Annotated in this window: 17 protein-coding genes, 4 tRNA genes and 1 rRNA gene; 18 read left to right on the top strand and 4 right to left on the bottom strand. The window is 33.7% G+C overall.

The window, feature by feature from the left end; translation table 11 throughout:
• Window positions 1-8 precede the first annotated feature (8 nt).
• The 7 genes from B5D29_RS07520 (at window position 9) to B5D29_RS07490 (ending at window position 2,804) form a co-directional block, all read left to right on the top strand.
• Window positions 9-84 (top strand) — tRNA-Lys (locus tag B5D29_RS07520).
• Window positions 85-89: 5 nt separating this feature from the next.
• Window positions 90-164 (top strand) — tRNA-Glu (locus B5D29_RS07515).
• 61 nt (window positions 165-225) lie between these two features.
• Window positions 226-342: ribosomal RNA gene (rrf, locus tag B5D29_RS07510) — 5S ribosomal RNA — on the top strand.
• Window positions 343-545: 203 nt separating this feature from the next.
• Window positions 546-1,580, top strand: coding sequence for a hypothetical protein (locus tag B5D29_RS07505; protein ID WP_078768963.1), 1,035 nt, complete (start codon window positions 546-548; stop codon window positions 1,578-1,580).
• A 206-nt stretch (window positions 1,581-1,786) separates the two neighbouring features.
• Window positions 1,787-2,479 (top strand): lysoplasmalogenase family protein, encoded by a 693-nt coding sequence (locus tag B5D29_RS07500; RefSeq protein ID WP_078768962.1) that lies wholly within the window; start codon window positions 1,787-1,789, stop codon window positions 2,477-2,479.
• 62 nt (window positions 2,480-2,541) lie between these two features.
• Window positions 2,542-2,618: transfer RNA gene (locus B5D29_RS07495), tRNA-Ile, on the top strand.
• A 110-nt stretch (window positions 2,619-2,728) separates the two neighbouring features.
• A tRNA-Trp gene (locus B5D29_RS07490) sits at window positions 2,729-2,804 on the top strand.
• Between the two features lie 239 nt (window positions 2,805-3,043).
• On the opposite strand, the gene B5D29_RS07485 is transcribed toward B5D29_RS07490, so the two are convergent.
• A complete protein-coding gene (locus B5D29_RS07485; protein ID WP_078768961.1) occupies window positions 3,044-4,183 on the bottom strand; it encodes a tyrosine-type recombinase/integrase in 1,140 nt (379 codons plus the stop codon).
• A gap of 61 nt (window positions 4,184-4,244) precedes the next feature.
• Window positions 4,245-4,586: a hypothetical protein gene (locus tag B5D29_RS07480; protein ID WP_078768960.1), complete on the bottom strand. Its 342-nt coding sequence runs from the start codon at window positions 4,584-4,586 to the stop codon at window positions 4,245-4,247.
• Between the two features lie 187 nt (window positions 4,587-4,773).
• On the opposite strand from B5D29_RS07480, the gene B5D29_RS08840 reads away from it, so the two are divergent.
• The 8 genes from B5D29_RS08840 to B5D29_RS07450 all read left to right on the top strand — a co-directional run bounded on the left by B5D29_RS08840 (window position 4,774) and on the right by B5D29_RS07450 (window position 14,556).
• Window positions 4,774-4,905 carry a hypothetical protein gene (locus B5D29_RS08840; RefSeq protein ID WP_278286421.1) on the top strand — a complete coding sequence of 44 codons (132 nt, stop codon included), beginning with the start codon at window positions 4,774-4,776 and terminating at the stop codon, window positions 4,903-4,905.
• Between the two features lie 875 nt (window positions 4,906-5,780).
• On the top strand, window positions 5,781-6,836 hold the full coding sequence (locus B5D29_RS07475) for a HipA domain-containing protein (protein ID WP_078768959.1): 1,056 nt from the start codon (window positions 5,781-5,783) through the stop codon (window positions 6,834-6,836).
• A 327-nt stretch (window positions 6,837-7,163) separates the two neighbouring features.
• Entirely contained in the window at window positions 7,164-8,051 is an 888-nt protein-coding gene (locus B5D29_RS07470; protein ID WP_078768958.1) for a hypothetical protein, read from the top strand.
• Window positions 8,020-10,002, top strand: coding sequence for a site-specific DNA-methyltransferase (locus B5D29_RS07465; RefSeq protein ID WP_078768957.1), 1,983 nt, complete (start codon window positions 8,020-8,022; stop codon window positions 10,000-10,002). The genes B5D29_RS07470 and B5D29_RS07465 overlap by 32 nt, the downstream gene beginning before the upstream one ends.
• Window positions 10,003-10,033: 31 nt before the next feature.
• Entirely contained in the window at window positions 10,034-10,441 is a 408-nt protein-coding gene (locus B5D29_RS07460) for a four helix bundle protein (RefSeq protein WP_078768956.1), read from the top strand.
• A complete protein-coding gene (locus tag B5D29_RS07455; protein WP_078768955.1) occupies window positions 10,431-13,547 on the top strand; it encodes a type III restriction-modification system endonuclease in 3,117 nt (1,038 codons plus the stop codon). The genes B5D29_RS07460 and B5D29_RS07455 overlap by 11 nt, the downstream gene beginning before the upstream one ends.
• 201 nt (window positions 13,548-13,748) lie before the next feature.
• Window positions 13,749-13,919 carry a hypothetical protein gene (locus B5D29_RS08720; RefSeq protein ID WP_159443438.1) on the top strand — a complete coding sequence of 57 codons (171 nt, stop codon included), beginning with the start codon at window positions 13,749-13,751 and terminating at the stop codon, window positions 13,917-13,919.
• Between the two features lie 448 nt (window positions 13,920-14,367).
• Window positions 14,368-14,556, top strand: a complete 189-nt coding sequence (locus tag B5D29_RS07450; protein ID WP_078768954.1) for a hypothetical protein — start codon at window positions 14,368-14,370, stop codon at window positions 14,554-14,556.
• Window positions 14,557-14,667: 111 nt separating this feature from the next.
• Here the strand turns inward: B5D29_RS07450 and B5D29_RS07445 are convergent, their stop codons facing one another.
• Window positions 14,668-16,080 (bottom strand): NYN domain-containing protein, encoded by a 1,413-nt coding sequence (locus B5D29_RS07445; protein WP_078768953.1) that lies wholly within the window; start codon window positions 16,078-16,080, stop codon window positions 14,668-14,670.
• 139 nt (window positions 16,081-16,219) lie between these two features.
• Entirely contained in the window at window positions 16,220-16,741 is a 522-nt protein-coding gene (locus B5D29_RS07440; RefSeq protein WP_078768952.1) for a hypothetical protein, read from the bottom strand.
• Window positions 16,742-17,114: 373 nt separating this feature from the next.
• Between B5D29_RS07440 and B5D29_RS07435 the strand changes: the two genes are divergently transcribed.
• From B5D29_RS07435 to B5D29_RS07430, 3 genes are read left to right on the top strand one after another with little or no spacing between them, the layout of a single operon-like run.
• Complete coding sequence (locus B5D29_RS07435) at window positions 17,115-17,534, top strand: hypothetical protein (protein WP_078768951.1); 420 nt, start codon at window positions 17,115-17,117, stop codon at window positions 17,532-17,534.
• Entirely contained in the window at window positions 17,516-17,662 is a 147-nt protein-coding gene (locus B5D29_RS08910) for a metallophosphoesterase (RefSeq protein ID WP_143406747.1), read from the top strand. Before B5D29_RS07435 ends, B5D29_RS08910 begins: the two co-directional genes overlap by 19 nt.
• Window positions 17,663-17,700: 38 nt before the next feature.
• Complete coding sequence (locus tag B5D29_RS07430) at window positions 17,701-17,907, top strand: hypothetical protein (RefSeq protein WP_078768950.1); 207 nt, start codon at window positions 17,701-17,703, stop codon at window positions 17,905-17,907.
• Window positions 17,908-17,971 lie beyond the last annotated feature (64 nt).

The following is a 17,971-nucleotide window of genomic DNA, read 5'->3' as shown; positions in this document are numbered from 1 at the left end:
AGAGCTATGCACCATTAGCTCAGTTGGTAGAGCACCTGACTCTTAATCAGGGTGTCCACGGTTCGAGCCCGTGATGGTGTACCATCTATGGCCCGTTGGTCAAGCGGTTAAGACATCGCCCTCTCACGGCGAAAACAGGAGTTCGATTCTCCTACGGGTCACCAAGACCTAAAGGAAAAGCCAACAGGTCACAAAAATAACTGTGATTAACAGTTACAGTTCATAGTCGGTGTTTATTACGCTGAGGGTCCACCCGTTCCCATACCGAACACGGTAGTTAAGCTCACGCGTGCCGAAAATAGTTGGAGGGCAGCCTCCTGTGAAAATAGGTCGATGCCGACATAAAAACAAACCACTCTTTCGAGTGGTTTATTTTTTATATTTGTGTTGACTTTACAGTCGCTTTTGCAGACAATATTTCTTTATGTGAAAATTATGCACATTCTTTTTTCGACATATTTTTTATGTTATAATTGACTTTAATTTGTCAGTGTAGTACGATAAATTATAGTAAGATTTTGAATTTGAAATCAGGTGATTAACTGTTGAATATATTTAAAAGGTTTAGGCATTTTATTATTTTCGCAATGTGCTTAATAATATTTTCACTTTCGTTTAGTATAAATGCTTTTGCTTATAATTCTGATTATTTGGACGATACTTCTTGGGTTGACAGTGAGTCTGCTATAACAAAAATTGTTGGCTGTGAAGGTCGTGATAAAGTGATGGATTGCGCTATTAGTTATCTTGTTGATGAAGAGAATAGCACTGTATATTTTCAGGTATTAGCAAGCAATTTTGGAATTACAAAAGATAGTAATGTTCGTTTGTATTTTGATGTTTTTGCAGATAATAAATTGTATTCTTTTTATGTAGATAAATCAGGATTGCAGAGTACTAATGACTATAGCAAACTCTTCAAAGCTAAAAGTCATTTTATTTCCTCTGCTGATGTCGGTTCGGGAACATATATCGCAGCTTTAGATGTAAAAACAAAAGCATATGTAAATAGAATTAATCTTTCTTTTTCCGTTGACAGTATGAAATATGAATTGATTGACGGGATAACTTTGAATAAACTTATGACAACTAAAAAGCCTACAACCACAAAAATTAATACAACAAATTTTAATCGAGCAACAACGCAAAGAAATAACAAAAATTTACCACCTGTCACTGTGATAATAGAGGATTCAACTACAAAAAAGAGTAAAAAATCGAATTCAAAAACCGAATCATCTACAAAATTTGTTGGTCAAAACAAGTATCATACAACGACGGTAAAGAATAACAGTAAATCAAAGAAGTCTAAAACCGAGTCTAAATCTAAAACAAATGCTTCAAACGAGCAAGGTCCAACTGAAGTTGTCTGGAATACATATAAAAAACACGGCTCGGGTTCTATTAATATCAATACTCCGACTGCTGTGGGATTAGCCTTGGGTGTTGTTGGCTTGCTTTTGATAAGTTATACTCTTGGTAAGGCTTCCAATAAAAAAGAAAACAACAAAGATGATAAAGAGAACGAGAAAGATTCATCATATGATGAAAATAAAATCGATGATGATTTTAATTTTTAATTTATATTTTGAGTTATTAAACTATTTATTATATACAAATTAATCAATTTTTTTCTTTTTATAGTCAGTTTTATTATTTATATTTACTGTCTAAATTATTATTAATAAAATTCGACATCCGACTTTTTTTGTCTAAATTTTATAGTTTACAAAATTTGCCTTATATAGTATACTCTATTAAAGAATATATTTAAAAGGGGTATGTTATGACTTATTACATCGTTCTACCTTTTGGCTTAATTATGTCAATGATTTTTTGCATTTTAAGGCGAAAAGGATTTAGCTTACAAAATCTTATTCTCAAATCAGTTTCAAGTATGTGCTACTTGTTGACAGCAGTTTTTGCTCTTATCTGCAATCCTGATGTCTATACTTATGGCTCGCTGATAATTTTTGGCGGTGCTCTCGGTCTTGTTGGCGATATCTTGCTTGATTTGAAAGGTCTTTATAAAAAAGACGAAAGCGTTTATTTAAGAGGCGGATTTATTTTCTTCCTTGTTGGCCATGTTTTTTATTCAATTGCAATCATTATGCAGAATAAAATGAAGTGGTGGCTTGTGCTTCTTGCAGTCGTTATTTCAGTGATTATTGCTTTCGGTAATAATTGGTCGGCAAAAATTACAAAAGTGCATTTTGGTGCATATAGAAAAATCGTATTTATTTATGTAGTTTTCCTCAGCATCACAATGGTATTGTCAATCATTGCAGCAATTACAAGTGGCTTTGAAAAGAGATATGTGCTTCTTACAATCGGCGCTGTATGCTTTACATTGTCTGATGCAGTGCTTTCATCAACTTTCTTTGGAAGAGGCAAGGACGGAAGTTTCTACTTGTTCATTAACCACTTCTTGTACTATGCAGCACAGTATTTAATTGCTTCTTCTATCCTGTTTATGTAATAAAAACTATTGACTTATTCAATAAATAATGATATTATATATCAGTCGTAACTGACAGCTATGGGCCAATAGCTCAGTTGGTTAGAGCCACCGGCTCATAACCGGTCGGTCCGGGGTTCGAGTCCCTGTTGGCCCACCAAAAAAGTCGCTTCGGCGGCTTTTTATTTTTTGGAAAAATATTTACAAGAAAAATAAAAAAACTCTTGCTTTTTTCGTTGCAATCTGTTATATTATTAGAGGTCAATACATAGGGGTATAGCTCAGTTGGTAGAGCAGCGGTCTCCAAAACCGCGTGCCGAGGGTTCAAGTCCTTCTGCCCCTGCCAATTTTTACAGATTAATCTATTGGTTAATCTGTATTTTTTTGTTTATAAACCACAATATATTGTGGATAACGTTCAATAAATGGTGTTTAATGAATTTTAATGTGTTGTTGCTATATCGTACCTAATTAAGAAATTGCCCTCATTTTTGCCCTCATTTATTTTACTTTTAGCATAGGTGGAAATCAAAAAAGGGGATAGACCTCGTGAGAAAGTCTGTCCCGTTAAAAATATTTTCTAATCTAAATAGAACTCATATCAAAATTATCTTTCATATACTCTTCATATTTCTTTAATTCTTCTTTTTGGAATTTGTTAAATATGTCAACATATGTGTTGATAGTTGTAGATATATCTGTATGACCTAAATATGTTTTTAGCACCGGTGCAGAAATCCCGGCTTCAATACATCTTGTTGCATAAGAGTGTCTTAACATATGCTGACCGTCAACCTCAAGATTGGCCTTTTCACACAATCGTTTAAATGCACAATTTACTTGACCTGTTGATATAACTCCGCCGTTGCTTTTATTTACAAATAATAGATTGTTTTCATTTGGTACATAATTATCTATAACATTTTTTAGTATCGGAATTAAACTTTCAGGAATCGGTATAATTCGTTGTCCTGCAATCGTTTTAGTTGCAGTTCCTAATTTTGCTTTACCGTTTGTGTCTTTAGTTATGGTTTTGTAAATATGAATTTCCTTTTTGTCCAAATCAATGTCATTTAAAGTCAGTGCGTTTATTTCTCCCATCCTCATTCCTGTCATTAGTGAAATAAGAAACTGAGGCTTGTAATAATTTTTGTTAGCTATTGGTTTATAGTCTTTAAGCGTTTCGAGAAATTTTTGCTGTTCCTCTTGAGTAAACCCTCTTACTTTTTTGTCCGGCTTATTTGATTTAGGCTTTAAAACCGTTTTATCATTTAAGGGATTTTTATCAATGATATTTTCAGAGATAGCCAATTCAAAAGCTGCATTTAAAGAAGAATATATCTTATCAATATCACTGTTTGATTTGTTCTTTTGGCTACTCAAAAACATTTTAATATCATTTACATTCATTTTTACTATAGGAATTTTTGCTATATTACTTTTTCTGTAAATATCCAATGTGTACTTTTTCCTCAAATATGTTGAATCTGTAATACGATTAAGATTGTGCTTTAGTGTATAAAAATCCTCTAAAATGTCTGCAACAGTAATTTCTTCTTTCTCTTTTGAAAGATTACGGGCTTTGATTTTTAAAAATTCATCTGCTTTGTTTTTGCAGATTTTTTCACTTTGTCCGTAAAATGTTTTTCTCTTTTTCTTATTATCAATATGATCTAAATATGTAATTCTATATGTAAATTGATGTCTTTTCTTGTCATATGTCATGGAGCCTTCGTTGTTTGAGGCTTTTTTCTTTTTCTTGTTTATTATAATTCAATCCTTTCGTTTAATTTATTTGTTTTAGCCAATATGTACTGCTGTCTTTTTTAGGACCTGATTGTAAATATCGTCTAAAGTCGCTTTCTTCAATTTGCATCTTTTTACCGATATAAATAACTTTATCTTTTAGTTCAGGACTGTCAAAAGTCTGTGATACTCTTCTTGATGACCAACCTGTAATGCGTTTTACATCCTCTTTGCTTAGCAGTTTAATGTCTGAACTGTTTGTATTAGTTTCTAATTCATTTATTATTTGCAAAAGCTTTGAGCAACAATCGTTTAGTTTGTTTATGGTATCAATATAATAATTGTTTTCGCTTATGTTAAATTCGTTATTAATATTTAGCATTTATTAAGCCTCCTTTCTTTGCTATACATTAACGAATATGTTTTTAAGATTAATAATTTTTGATGAGTATCACGCTCCTTTATACATAATGATTTTTATATTAAGGCTTACATATATGTAAATAACCTTATGTAATAATTATAACAAATTTTTAATTTTCAAAAAAATCTTAAAGCTTTGTGCAAAAATGACTTTTCAGAGCTGGTTTGCAACGGCTTCGGGCAGACTTCTCCTATCGAAGAAAAAGAAGTCTTACCTTTACACGGTATCCAAAAGCGACTCCCCGTCACCGTATATGTATCCGTATTCTGATGCTTAGACTCTGTATTTCAACAGATATGCTTGTCAGGCGTCCACTACCATCTACCCGATAATCGTTTCCGATTAATGCATATTCTCCCCGACTTACCCTATACGCCGGCAATAGGTTTCCATTGTCGTTCCGAGCCAGTTTGTCATATTAAATTTAACTTATTTGTTAAAATTTAACTTAGACTATAAGGTCAAAGGCCCACTTATACCCCCAGTGCTTATTGTTGTCAGCATCATTAGGTAACAACTTTAAGCCAGCTGAACTTTCTATTTAGGCTTGCCACGCCACATTATTTATACTCTAATGTTAAGAGTGGTAGCTACAGTATTTATAAGGAATAGCTGCAGTACTTTCTTGATCTTTCTTACCAAGCAAGAATGGACATTTGTCCATGTATATAATAGTTATAACAAATTTTTTAAAAAACAAAAAATGAAAGGCTATGAGTTTGCTATTTTATTTTCAGAATGTCGTTGATTGTTAACTTATGTTTATAGTCCGGTAGACTTTTTATGAGCTTTACAGCAAACCCATAACCCTTCAATATAATTATAACAAAAATAAAATTAAAACGAAAAACTGTACATAGTTTTTGACGATTATCCAAAATTTTTTTGTCAAAAACGAAAACGATTTTTCTGCATCTTGTTTTTGACTTGTTTAAAACTTAAAAAACACCCTTTAAATATAGCTTTCAGCCCCATAAGCCTTAATAGAAAAAATTGCCCTAAAGATTAAGGGCGTTATAAATTTACTTTTTAAAATTTATTAAATATGTGAATTTAAATGCTATATATTTTTTAAAATAAATATATGATTTATTGAATTTATTTCGTTATTATGTTACTATAAAGTTACAATTTACAAGGGAGGTTTGATCTGTGGTTTATTCTAACGGTTATATAATGTCGGGCGACAGGGAAGTTGTACGGATTGAAAACGGTGAAGTTATAAGCGTTGATAAAAAATTTGCACCGATTCACTTTGTGAATAACAAGGATTTTACCTCTTGGCTTGAAAGCAGAGCCATTGATTCTCATCGTGCTAATTCAAGACTTTTAAAAAAGGTATTGCGACTTGCAAATCGTGATGACGCTAATACTGCTCTGGCAGTTAATGCAGTAACAATTACCGATAATTATTGGTTTAAGCCTGATGGTGAAAATCTTACCTGGGCTGATGTTAAATTTAACGAAAATGATTTTGACAAACTTGCTCTTAAGGGTGACCCGGATAGCTTTAATAAAAAACCGTCAAGGACTCCCGAACTTACCAATATCGGTAGCTTTGAAAAGTGTTGGCGACTTGAAAACGGTAGCTGGTGGATGTATAAAAGCGGTAATGATAATCAAATATTTTCAGAGCTTTTTATATATCAGCTTGGAAAATGTATCGGTTTTAATATGGCGGAATATCAATATGCAGACGGATATATTCGCACTAAAGATTTTACAGATGGTAAAGTAAATTTTGAGCCGATTTCATCTGTTATGGGTGATAATGAAGATTATAACGATAATTTTAATTATTTTAATTCGATTTCAAAAGATATAGCAGCTGATTATTTAAAACTTATTTATCTTGATACCGTTTGCTATAATATGGACCGACATACAAATAATTACGGCTTGATTCGTGATATCAGCAGTGGTGATATTATTTCACTTGCACCTAATTATGATAATAACATTGCTTTAATAGCAAATGGCTATCCGTCCGATGTTACTCGTGAAAAGGACGGATTGATGAAATTCTTTTTTGAATTTATTGATAATAATTTACAGGCAAAGCAAATGTTTAAGTCACTTGATATTCCTGCTATCACAAAAGATATGATTGAAACTTGTTTAGAAAAAATTCCAATCAGTGTTGATAAAAACTTTATCATCAATTTTATACTTAACGGTCAGAAAATTATAAAAAATCATATTGATTAAAAAATGCGTGAACAGTTGTAATTTTTTTCTTTCGGTAAATTAAAAAACTCACTTGGCTCTTATTTTTAAGAGTTGAGTGAGTTTAATTTATTTAACTTTGCTTTAGCTGATCTAAATTTTATATTCTTGAATAATTAATTGTACCTTATATCAAAAATATTTGTATTTGATGTCTAAATATGGTATATTTAGTTTATATTAATATGCAATCAGGAGAAGAATAGCTGAAAAACAACCAAAAAAGAAATTTGAGCTTGCTTCCCAAGCAAAAGCATTGAAGAAACAGCTTGCCGAGCTTGGATAACTACATACGAAAGAGGTGAACTTATGGCTCGACATAACATCTTTGCCAATTATGATTTGGATGAACAAAAGGCATTTATTGCACAAGTGTTGGAGAATGAACCTCCATACAAGAAAATCCCTTTTGATATGAAATGGTATCGGGATTTTAATAATATTGCAAAGCTGTCTATTAACTCATACTGTGAGCACTGTGCTTCCGAAAAAGTTTTCACTGGAGATATAGACGATGTAATGCACAACACCTTTTCGGACGATGTCTTTCGTTCCGTTGGTAGAGTTCCCAATGGAACAACATCGAGCAACCAAGATGAATACTTTGCAGATAAGTCTTTCTTTTTGAATTTAGAACTTAATTGTGCCTTGTGTGGCGAGACTCATTATTATTCGCTTCTATTCACAGGTGATAAGGTTCAAAAAATCGGACAATATCCCTCTTATGCTTCTTCTGAAATCAAAGAGCTTGTTAAATATAAGAACATTATTTCAAAGTATTATACAGAACTCACAAAATCTGTATCTGCTTATTCACAACGTATGGGCGTAGCGGCATTTATCTATCTCCGAAGAATTTTAGAAGATTTGGTTGATAAACGCATTGCCGATAAAGATGGTAAAAAATTTATTGACAAACTCAAAGAGGTTGAAAAAACCGAGCAGATTATTCCCGATAATTTGTCGGCAGTTAAATCTCAAATCTATGCTATTTTAAGTAAAGGCGTACACGAGTATGATGACGAGGAATGCTTGCAGCTCTACCTCGCCGTTAAATACGTTATCACTTCCTTGTTGGATATGGAACTGAAGAAAAAGGAAGACGAAAAGAAAGTTGCTGAAGCAGTAAAGATGATTCAAAACAAATTAGCAGGAGGAAAAGAATATGGACAAACTCAAGATGCAAACGGCAAATAAGGCTGATGAGAATTTTAAGAAGTTAGCGGAGATGTTTCCTAATGCTGTTACTGAAACAATTGATGAAAACGGCGAAGTGGTTCGTGCTATTGATAAGGATGTACTTATGCAGGAAATTTCTTGCAAGGTTGTTGACGGCAATGAGGAACGCTATCAGTTTACTTGGCCTGACAAGAAAAAATCCGTTCTTCTTGCTAATGCACCGATAAATAAAACCCTCCGTCCTTGCAGGGAAGAAAGCGTTGATTTTGATAATACAGAAAACCTTTATATTGAGGGCGACAACCTTGAAGTATTAAAACTCTTGCAAGAAACATATCTTGGTAAAATCAAGATGATTTATATAGATCCACCGTACAACACGGGCAATGACTTTGTGTATGAGGATGATTTCGCTCAAAGCACAGATGAATACCTTGCTAACAGCGGACAGTTCGATGATGACGGTAACCGAATGGTACAAAATACGGAAAGTAATGGCCGTTTTCATACCGACTGGCTAAATATGATTTATCCGAGGCTGAGGCTCGCTAAAGATTTGCTTTCCGAACAAGGTGTACTTGTTATTAGTATTGACGACAATGAAATCGTAAATATGAGAAAGTGTTGTGATCATATTTTCGGTGAGGAAAATCTCGTCAACTGTTTCATTTGGAATTGCTCAACAGCCGGTGGCATTAGACCTAAATTTGCAAGCAAGACCCACGAATATATCCTTGTCTATGCAAAGAATAAAAATGCAATGGATATGATATATGCTCCACTGTCATCTGATGCCATTAAAATGTATACGCAGAAAGATGAAAAAGGACTTTATCGTGATAAGGACTTTGTTTTCAAGAACAAATCCACAAACAACAACCAAAAGTATGGTATTGAATGCCCCGACGGAGAGGTTGTATATCCAAAGGACGGCTGTATCTATCGCTTCATACGTCCAAAGTTTGATGAGGCATTACAAGAGAATATGGTCACTTTCAAAAAGACAAACACTGGGCCTCTTGTTACAGCAGACGGCAAACAGGCACACTGGAATATTTATATTCGAAAATACCTTGGAGAAGCCATGGGTGCCCCCTCAACGCTCATCCCCAAAGAAATGATGAGCATTTACAATGTCGGAACACAATGCGTTCAAGATTTATTTGATGGGATTCGTGTTTTTGAAAATGTTAAGCCTGTTGATGTGATTGTATACTTGGTAAATATGTTGTCCTCTACTGGCGACACAATTCTTGACTTTTTCTCTGGCTCTGCCACAACTGCCCACGCTGTTATGCAACTAAACGCAGAAGATGGCGGACACCGCAAGTTTATTATGGTTCAGCTTCCCGAAGAAACAGACGAAAAGAGCGATGCCTATAAAGCCGGATATAAGAACATTTGCGAAATTGGCAAAGAGCGTATTCGCAGAGCAGGTAATAAAATCAAAGGAGATTGTATAGCAAAAATAGATGAGTATAACTCTAAAGTTAGAGTTCTTATGAATAGCCCAAACAGTAAAGGAATTCCTATTGAGGAAGATGAACCAATGCCAATCCCTGACATCGGTTTCCGTGTGTTGAAATGCGACACTTCCAATATGAAAGAGGTCTATTATAACCCTGCCGAATATGAGCCGTCTCTTTTCTCAAGTCTTGAAGATAACATCAAAGAGGACAGAACTCCGGAGGATTTGTTATTCCAAGTTATGCTTGATTTAGGTGTGCTTCTTTCAAGCAGGATTGAAGATACAACCATCGCCGGAAAGAAAGTATTCAATGTTGAGGAAAATTACTTGATTGCTTGCTTTGATGACAATGTAACCGAAGATGTAATTACAGAAATTGCAAAGCAGAAACCGTACTACTTTGTAATGCGTGACAGTTCTATGGCTAACGATAGTGTCGCAACTAACTTTGAACAGATTTTCGCTACATACAGTCCTGACACAGTAAGGAAGGTGCTGTGAGTGTGGAGATTTGAGAGTGGAGTGTGAAGTTATGGGCAGAGAAAAAACAGTTAAATATAAAAGTAAGAAATTTGCTGTGAGAATTGTTAGGCTTTACAAGTATTTGTGTGACGAAAAGAAAGAATATGTTTTGTCGAAGCAATTATTACGCAGTGGGACAAGTATTGGCGCTAATATAGCTGAAAGCGAATGTGCCATAAGCGAAAAAGATTTTCTTTCAAAAATTTATATTGCATTAAAAGAGTCGGCAGAAACAATTTATTGGTTAGACTTGTTGTTTGAAACTGATTACTTATCTGAAATTGAGTACAAGTCTATGAAAGATGATTGTGAAGAGTTAAGAAAAATGATGTCTTCTACTACAAAGACAATGAATTCCAAACTCAACTCTGCACACTCCAAACTAACGAAGGGAGGTACGACCGAAGGTGAAGTTTAATTTCAAAATACAACAATACCAAACTGACGCAGTTGATGCAGTTGTAAAAGTTTTTAACGGACAAGGCTTTCACGATAAAATTAACTATATTCGTGATTTGGGAAATACTGAACAAAATCTTTCTTCTCAAGTATCATTTGATGAAAACGAAATAATGGATGATACGGGATACAAGAATGAACTTGTTGAGCTTTCTGACGAACAACTTTTGCAAAATATTCAAAATTTGCAAAGCCAAAATAACATTAAACTTTCTCCGTCCCTTGTAAAAGATTTGGGCAGATGCAGTCTTGATATTGAAATGGAAACCGGTACAGGTAAAACCTATGTGTATATCAAGACGATGTTTGAACTGAACAAAAAGTACGGCTGGAGCAAGTTTATCGTTGTTGTACCGAGTATCGCTATCCGTGAGGGTGTAAAGAAATCCTTTGAGATTACAGCCGACCACTTTATGGAGCATTATGGCAAAAAGGCTCGTTTCTTTATCTACAACAGTTCAAACCTGAACCAGCTTGATAATTTTTCAAGCAGTTCGGGCATAAATGTAATGATTATCAATACGCAGGCTTTTGCTACTTCCTTAAACGAAGAAAAGAATGTTGAAGGTAGAAAAGGCGATGCCGCAGCTCGTATTATTTATTCCAGACGTGATGAATTTGGCTCCCGCCGCCCAATCGATGTTATCAAGGCTAACAGACCGATTATCATTTTAGACGAACCGCAGAAGATGGGCGGTGCAGTTACACAAAAGGCTTTGAAAAATTTCAATCCTCTTTTTACGCTCAATTATTCTGCTACTCACGCAAAGCATCATAATCTTATTTATGTTCTTGATGCTTTAGACGCATTTAATAAGAAATTGGTCAAGAAGATTGAAGTCAAAGGTTTTGAAGTAAAGAATTTCAGAGGTACGGACAGTTATTTGTACCTTGAACAGATTGTGCTTTCAAGTAAAAAGCCACCTATGGCAAAAATTGAGCTTGAAATCGGATATAATAAGTCAATCAATCGTGAGACAAGATTGTTGGGTGTTGATGATAATCTATATTATAAATCTGAGGAAATGGAACAGTACAAGGGATATACAATTTCAGAAATTGACCCGTTAAGAGGTACTGTAACCTTTACAAACGGAGAGGTTATCAAAGCCGGTGATGTTGTCGGTGATGTGTCCGAAAAAGATATGCGCCGTATTCAGATTAGAGAGACCATTCTTTCTCATTTTGAAAAAGAAGAAAAGCTCTTTAATATGGGCATTAAATGTCTTTCATTGTTCTTTATTGATGAGGTCGCAAAGTATCGTCAATATGACGAGAACGGCGATGAAGTGCTTGGCGAGTACGGTGTTATGTTTGAGGAAGAGTATTTGAATGCTCTTAATGAATACACAACCCTGCTTGATACACCGTATCAGAGATACTTGAAATCTACTTGCAGTGATGTTAGTGCGGTACATAAGGGCTATTTCAGTATTGATAAAAAGACCGGACACAGTATTGACAGTAAGCTCAAAAGGGGCAGTGAATTTTCAGACGATATTTCAGCCTATGACCTTATTTTGAAAAATAAGGAACGTTTGCTTTCCTTTGATGAGCCAACGAGATTTATTTTCTCTCACTCTGCGCTTCGTGAAGGTTGGGACAACCCAAATGTATTTCAAATTTGTACGCTTAAACATTCCGACAGCAACACTGCAAAACGCCAAGAGGTTGGTCGCGGATTGCGTTTGTGCGTAAATCAAAACGGTAATCGTATGGATGTTGAAAGCTGCGGAGAAGCCGTACACGATATTAACACGCTTACGGTTATTGCAAGTGAAAGCTATAAAACTTTTGTTACGGATTTGCAGTCGGATATCAAAACTGTTTTGTATGACAGACCTACTGTTGCTACGAGTGAGTACTTTAAGGGTAAATGCATTAATGTTGACGGTGTATCTACGATTATTGATGACGATACAGCCAATGCCATTGAATTTTATCTTATACAGAACGGTTATGTCGATATGAAGCGTAAGGTTACGGACAAATACCGTCAAGATATAAAAAGTGGAACTGTTGCTGAGCTTCCTGATGAATTGAAACCTATGGCAGATGGTATACATACGCTTATTCAGGCTGTTTATGATGACAGTGTCCTCAAGGATATGTTTACAGACGGTCACGAAACAAAGGTTAGAGATAATCCACTCAATGAAAATTTTGCTAAAAAAGAATTCCAAGCTTTGTGGAAGCAAATCAATCATAAGTATGCTTATACTGTTGAATTTGACAGCAAAGAGCTAATAGAGAAAGCGATTACTCACATTGATAAAAAGCTATTTGTTTCTGAACTTCAATACACCACAACCATTGGCCGTCAGAAAGACAAAATGAATGAATATGAGGTTGAGCGCGGAGCTTCTTTTGCAGGCGAAAAGACAAGAACGAAAACTTTGAAACACGTTGAAACAAGCCAGATTAAATATGACCTTATCGGTAAGGTTGCAGAAGGTACCACGCTTACCCGTAAGACTGTATCTGCAATTTTACAGGGTATTCGTATGGATAAGATTCATATGTTTAAGAATAACCCAGAGGAATTCATCTCAAAGGTTACCAGGCTTATCAATGAGCAGAAGGCTACAATGATTGTTGAGCATATTTCCTATGACACAATCGAGGGTGAGTATGACAGTAATATCTTTACAGCCGAAAAGAACACACAAAGTTTTGATAAAGCATTCCTTGCAAAGAAAGCTATTCAAGATTATGTCTTTACTGATGGCTCTGCTGAACAAAGCGTTGAACGAAGGTTTGCACAGGATTTGGATAGAGCAGATGAAGTGTGCGTTTATGCAAAACTTCCGAGAACATTTCAAATTCCTACTCCGGTAGGCAATTATTCTCCCGACTGGGCAATCGCTTTTTATGAGGGAACAGTAAAACACATTTTCTTTATTGCCGAAACCAAAGGCACAATGGAAAGTCTCGAACTGAGACCAATTGAGCAGGCTAAGATTTCTTGTGCCAAAAAGCTGTTTAACGAAATGTCAACAAGCAAGGTGGTTTACCACGATGTTGACAGTTATCAGAGTTTGCTTAATATTATGAATTCTATATAGATAGGTAAAAACCGCATATTAAGGGAACTTTCTGAATTATATAACGATAAAGATTTATTTTCTTTTGTGGACGACTTGCAATATAAATATCAGCTAAAAGAAATGTAATTTACGAGTATAACAATAAATTTGTGTGTTTTTACAAGATTTGTAAATTAAATTTTATTATTGGATGAGTTCTGTAAAACGAGGTGCGATTGAATGAACGATAATGAAATCAAAAGGCGGCTTACCGGTCGTGCTGCCGAATATATGATGTTCAATGACGATGAAGAAGATATCGAAGTTCCGGCAGAAATCTCATCATCGGATAGTGTTATCGATTTTTCAAAAATTGAAGAGTCAAAAAACAAAATTCAAAGTGACAAATAAGATGTCACTTTGGGAAGACGAAATAAAGATGTTTTTTAGGTTTGTCCTATAAATTGTAGCAAAACTGTTTTGTTTCTTGCTCATATAGTTAAATAAAGTACATGACAAGTGAATAGGAGTTTAAGCATCAGTTCACAAAATTTCCTTTTTCCCATGTTACTCAGCAGTAGTCATTCAAATAACATGTCTGCTGAGAAACGCAGTTTATCTTCGTAAGAAGTTGACATATTTTTAGGGGTTATTTCTTAACAACAAGAAAGGAATTTTATGTTTATTTTAATGTCATTTATAACAATAATGCTCGGAATAGTTACATTGAAAATCGCATTTAGTTTATTTTCATTTGCATTAAAACTTGTTCTATCAGGAATCAGAACACTGCTAATTGTTTCACCAATACTGTTTTTAGTGTTGATATAATAATTAAACAATTTGAAGGGAGTAAATTATGAAAGAATATCCAACCTATGAAGAAATGATGTCCGAAGAAGAACCGGAACAATATGCTAATTATGTAGATATTTGTTGTAATTGGGAAGAAATGGACGAAGATGAATATGAATCAAAACTTGATTCGTTAGACGAAGGCTTAAGGAATTTGGCTTTAGATTCCATAAGTGACCAAACGGATTATTAAAACTAAAGATGGCTGTATCACAAAGTTTTGTGATACAGCCATCTTTTTTTGTTTTATTGTCATATCATATGAGCAATCCTATCTTGTATGCGAAAAATATAAGACGAATTTTTAATTTGCAAGTTTTATTGAAAAAGTACCATTGCTATTAAGCACCAACTTAAGATTGTTCATTGTAGTATTGTAAAGGTGGTCTCTCGCCGTAGACGATAATGAGGCACGAGTTTGCGTAAGTGCTTCTCTAAAGATTTGCTCCGCATTTGGCAAAACAAATGAGCTTGCAATTATTTTTTCAAGTTCTTTCTTGAACACTGTATCAAAGAACTTGTCCTTTTCAGGTGTCATAAACTTATCAAGATAGCAATAGAAAATATTTTTATTCCAAAGAAGAGATTTGAAGTCAGAACCACATTTTGCTTTTTCAAGAAGTACAAGATATTTTGCATTAACATCCTCGATAACAGACCAAAAGTCAGAATCACTTGAAGCAAGAATTATAGAATCCACTTCATCCTTATATACTGCTTTTGAAACACCGGCAACAAGCTTGTGATCTACAAGTGACTTGTCCTCTTTAATACGCTCAACAGCAATGGTTTTGACTTCCACATTATATGTAAAGAATTTCAGTTGCAGCCAAGCCTTTGATGAGTTGAGTTCATCATAATAAACAACGACTTTATCGATCTTCTGTATTTCATAACCCTTAAGGCTATCAAACATAGCAGCCAAACGATAAGGATCGCAGTTTTCGCCATCAACAAATATCTGTATTTTATTGCCGTTATTTATAAAATTATTTATATTGTTCTTAACATTATCGCTGGCATCAATAACTCGATCTATATCTTGAAAATATCCTCCTGCATTCTGATATATGATATCAAGTAATTTAACATCAGAGAGTAGTATATTTCCGTATTCCATAGGCTTGCGCCAATAAAAATATCTCTTATAAGGATAATAATTTTGATTGTTTTGGTATTTTTCAGATTCTTCCTTTATTTTATTTGTAGGCATATTGAACATGAATTTAATATACTTGAATTCAATCCATTCGGGAAAGAGTGTTGATACAGAATCTATATGCCTTTGAATTTCAGTATTGATTCTCTCTAAGTATTCATTTAAATCCTGTCGCCCGGTAGTAATTTCTATATTATATTTTTTTAAAGTTTTAAAATCATTTTCTAAAATATCTATTTTATATATGGGTTGATAGTCATTAGCAGAAATTCTAATTGTACGGCTGATTCGCTTAAAATTTAAAATAATATTGCTTCTTAGGTTATTTAACGCTCGTATAATTGTGGCATCCATGTTGCCTGTTAGCTCGTTAAATATATCTTCGGCAGATTCATCAATTGTAAATATAAAATCTTGCCGGACACCGAGCAAATATGCTATTTTAATTGCAATAGATTTTGAGTAATTACTAAATGAGGATTTATCCGAGTAGTCTTCTAAAATTTCATCGTCTAAATCCATGTCTTTTAAGTCTTCCAAACGCATAGGTTTCGACATAATTTTACCTCCTTAATTTATGTGCTTAAATAATAACAGTTATAAAGAAATGTGTAAACTGTGAAAAGTTTTATTAGTTAAAATGGACTGTCTCACGAGTGAGGCAGTCCGTTTTTAGATTTGGAACTTAAACAATTGTTTAATGTAATAATCCACATTTAATTGCTATCTGCTTCATTTTATCTATAGCATTGCGTTTTTCGTTAGAAAAGTCTTTCTCATCACAAACGAAATCAACAATAGACTTAATTAAATCCGAATCAGAAAAATTCGACAGATCTATCGCTTCTTGATTATCATTGATATCATTTGTCGATGCTGCTTTGAAAGTTCTGAATAATTTTTTGTTGAACAATAAATCTGACAAGTTATCCTGTTCATCGGATGTAATTAGTAATTGACTTAGTAAACGGATTGCTTTTCCAGGGGTGTTTAATTCTTCTTGTGTATATAAGGTGATAATAAGTGTTGTTCTAGTCAATATGATATTATTTTCATCGTTCTCACCTAAGCCAATATGTTTCGAATTGAATGTTGAACGTAAAGACTTTTCGTTAAAAATCTTGATTTTGGATATAATAAAATTCTTTCGTTCGTCAAGCCCTTTTTGGTTTGCTGCAATATCTTTCACTAATGCTAAACCTATTTGATATTCATGCATATTATCTTCCTCTCAATTATATTATCTGAGTATATAATAATAAGTTTTACCGAAAAAGTCAAGGCTAAATAAAACGAAATTTGAATAATACTTGACTTTCGAACTAGTCCGTGTTATAATCAAGCTATAGCGAAGCGAAATACACTAATGCTCGACTAACGCATCGCTAATAAGTGAAAACAAATTTGTTGTTTTGATACAAACATTGATAGGAGGTGTTTAAATTGAATACATATGAAGAATCAGAAGCAGAAATGCTAAATTACTGGTATGATGAAGTGCTATCCAATTATTCGGACAGCGAAAAAGAAGAAATATGATATTTAATTGATATGCCCTGCGATAGCATCAAAGGGCAGTTTATGGCAAAAATATGAAAAGAATAAAACTGTTAATGACTATATTATCAATATGTGTTACTATAATATTAGTTGGTGTAATATTTTCTTTTAAGGATAATTCAAGATTAATTATCGATTCAGAAGTGATCGTTAGCGAAAATGTCCCAATGATACATATTACGGGTAAGAATACAACATTTAGTGATTATTATCTCACAGTTTCCGGAGTTGAATATAATGACAAATATTCTTGTGAATCTCAAATATATGAGATGAAACGCTATGATGATTTCGAATTTTATGTTTTACCGTCTTACAGATATGATGATGTTCAGCACTATAATAACTGCAAATACACAGTTCATATTTATAAAATGAAAAATAATAAATTAAACCAACTGTATTCAAAAACTTTCACTAATAACAATAATGAATGGAGTGTTTTAATATGACATACACTTATGTTTGCAGTGACCTGCACGGTATGTTCGAAAAATATATCGCTTTAGTTAATACATTAAAGAATTCCGATCAACTTTATATAATTGGTGATGTTATTGATAGGGTAATGACGGTATAAAAATACTACAAGACATAATAACAAGAGATAATGTTCATATGACTTTGGGTAACCATGAGTTTTTACTTCGTGAAGACCTTGTTCAATTAGCCGGATGTGAAAAGATGGACATGTACATAACGGGAGTGAAATTGAATATTATGCATTACTTGGTGTATTATACTGATTTAAGCAATAGAGAATATAGTTCTATGGAGCCAATAGGCATTTTCGATGAAAAAGAAAAAGCAAGAAAAGTTGCTTAAATTGAACAATCTAAAATTGATGATTCATATAAAAAATGAGCGTGGATAATATAGAAAAAATACT

It is taken from the genome of Eubacterium coprostanoligenes, assembly GCF_900167205.1.
GTDB classification, from domain to species: Bacteria; Bacillota; Clostridia; order Oscillospirales; family Acutalibacteraceae; genus Eubacterium_R; species Eubacterium_R coprostanoligenes.
Note: the sequence above shows the minus strand (reverse complement) of the source record. Positions and strands in the feature narration are given on the sequence as shown.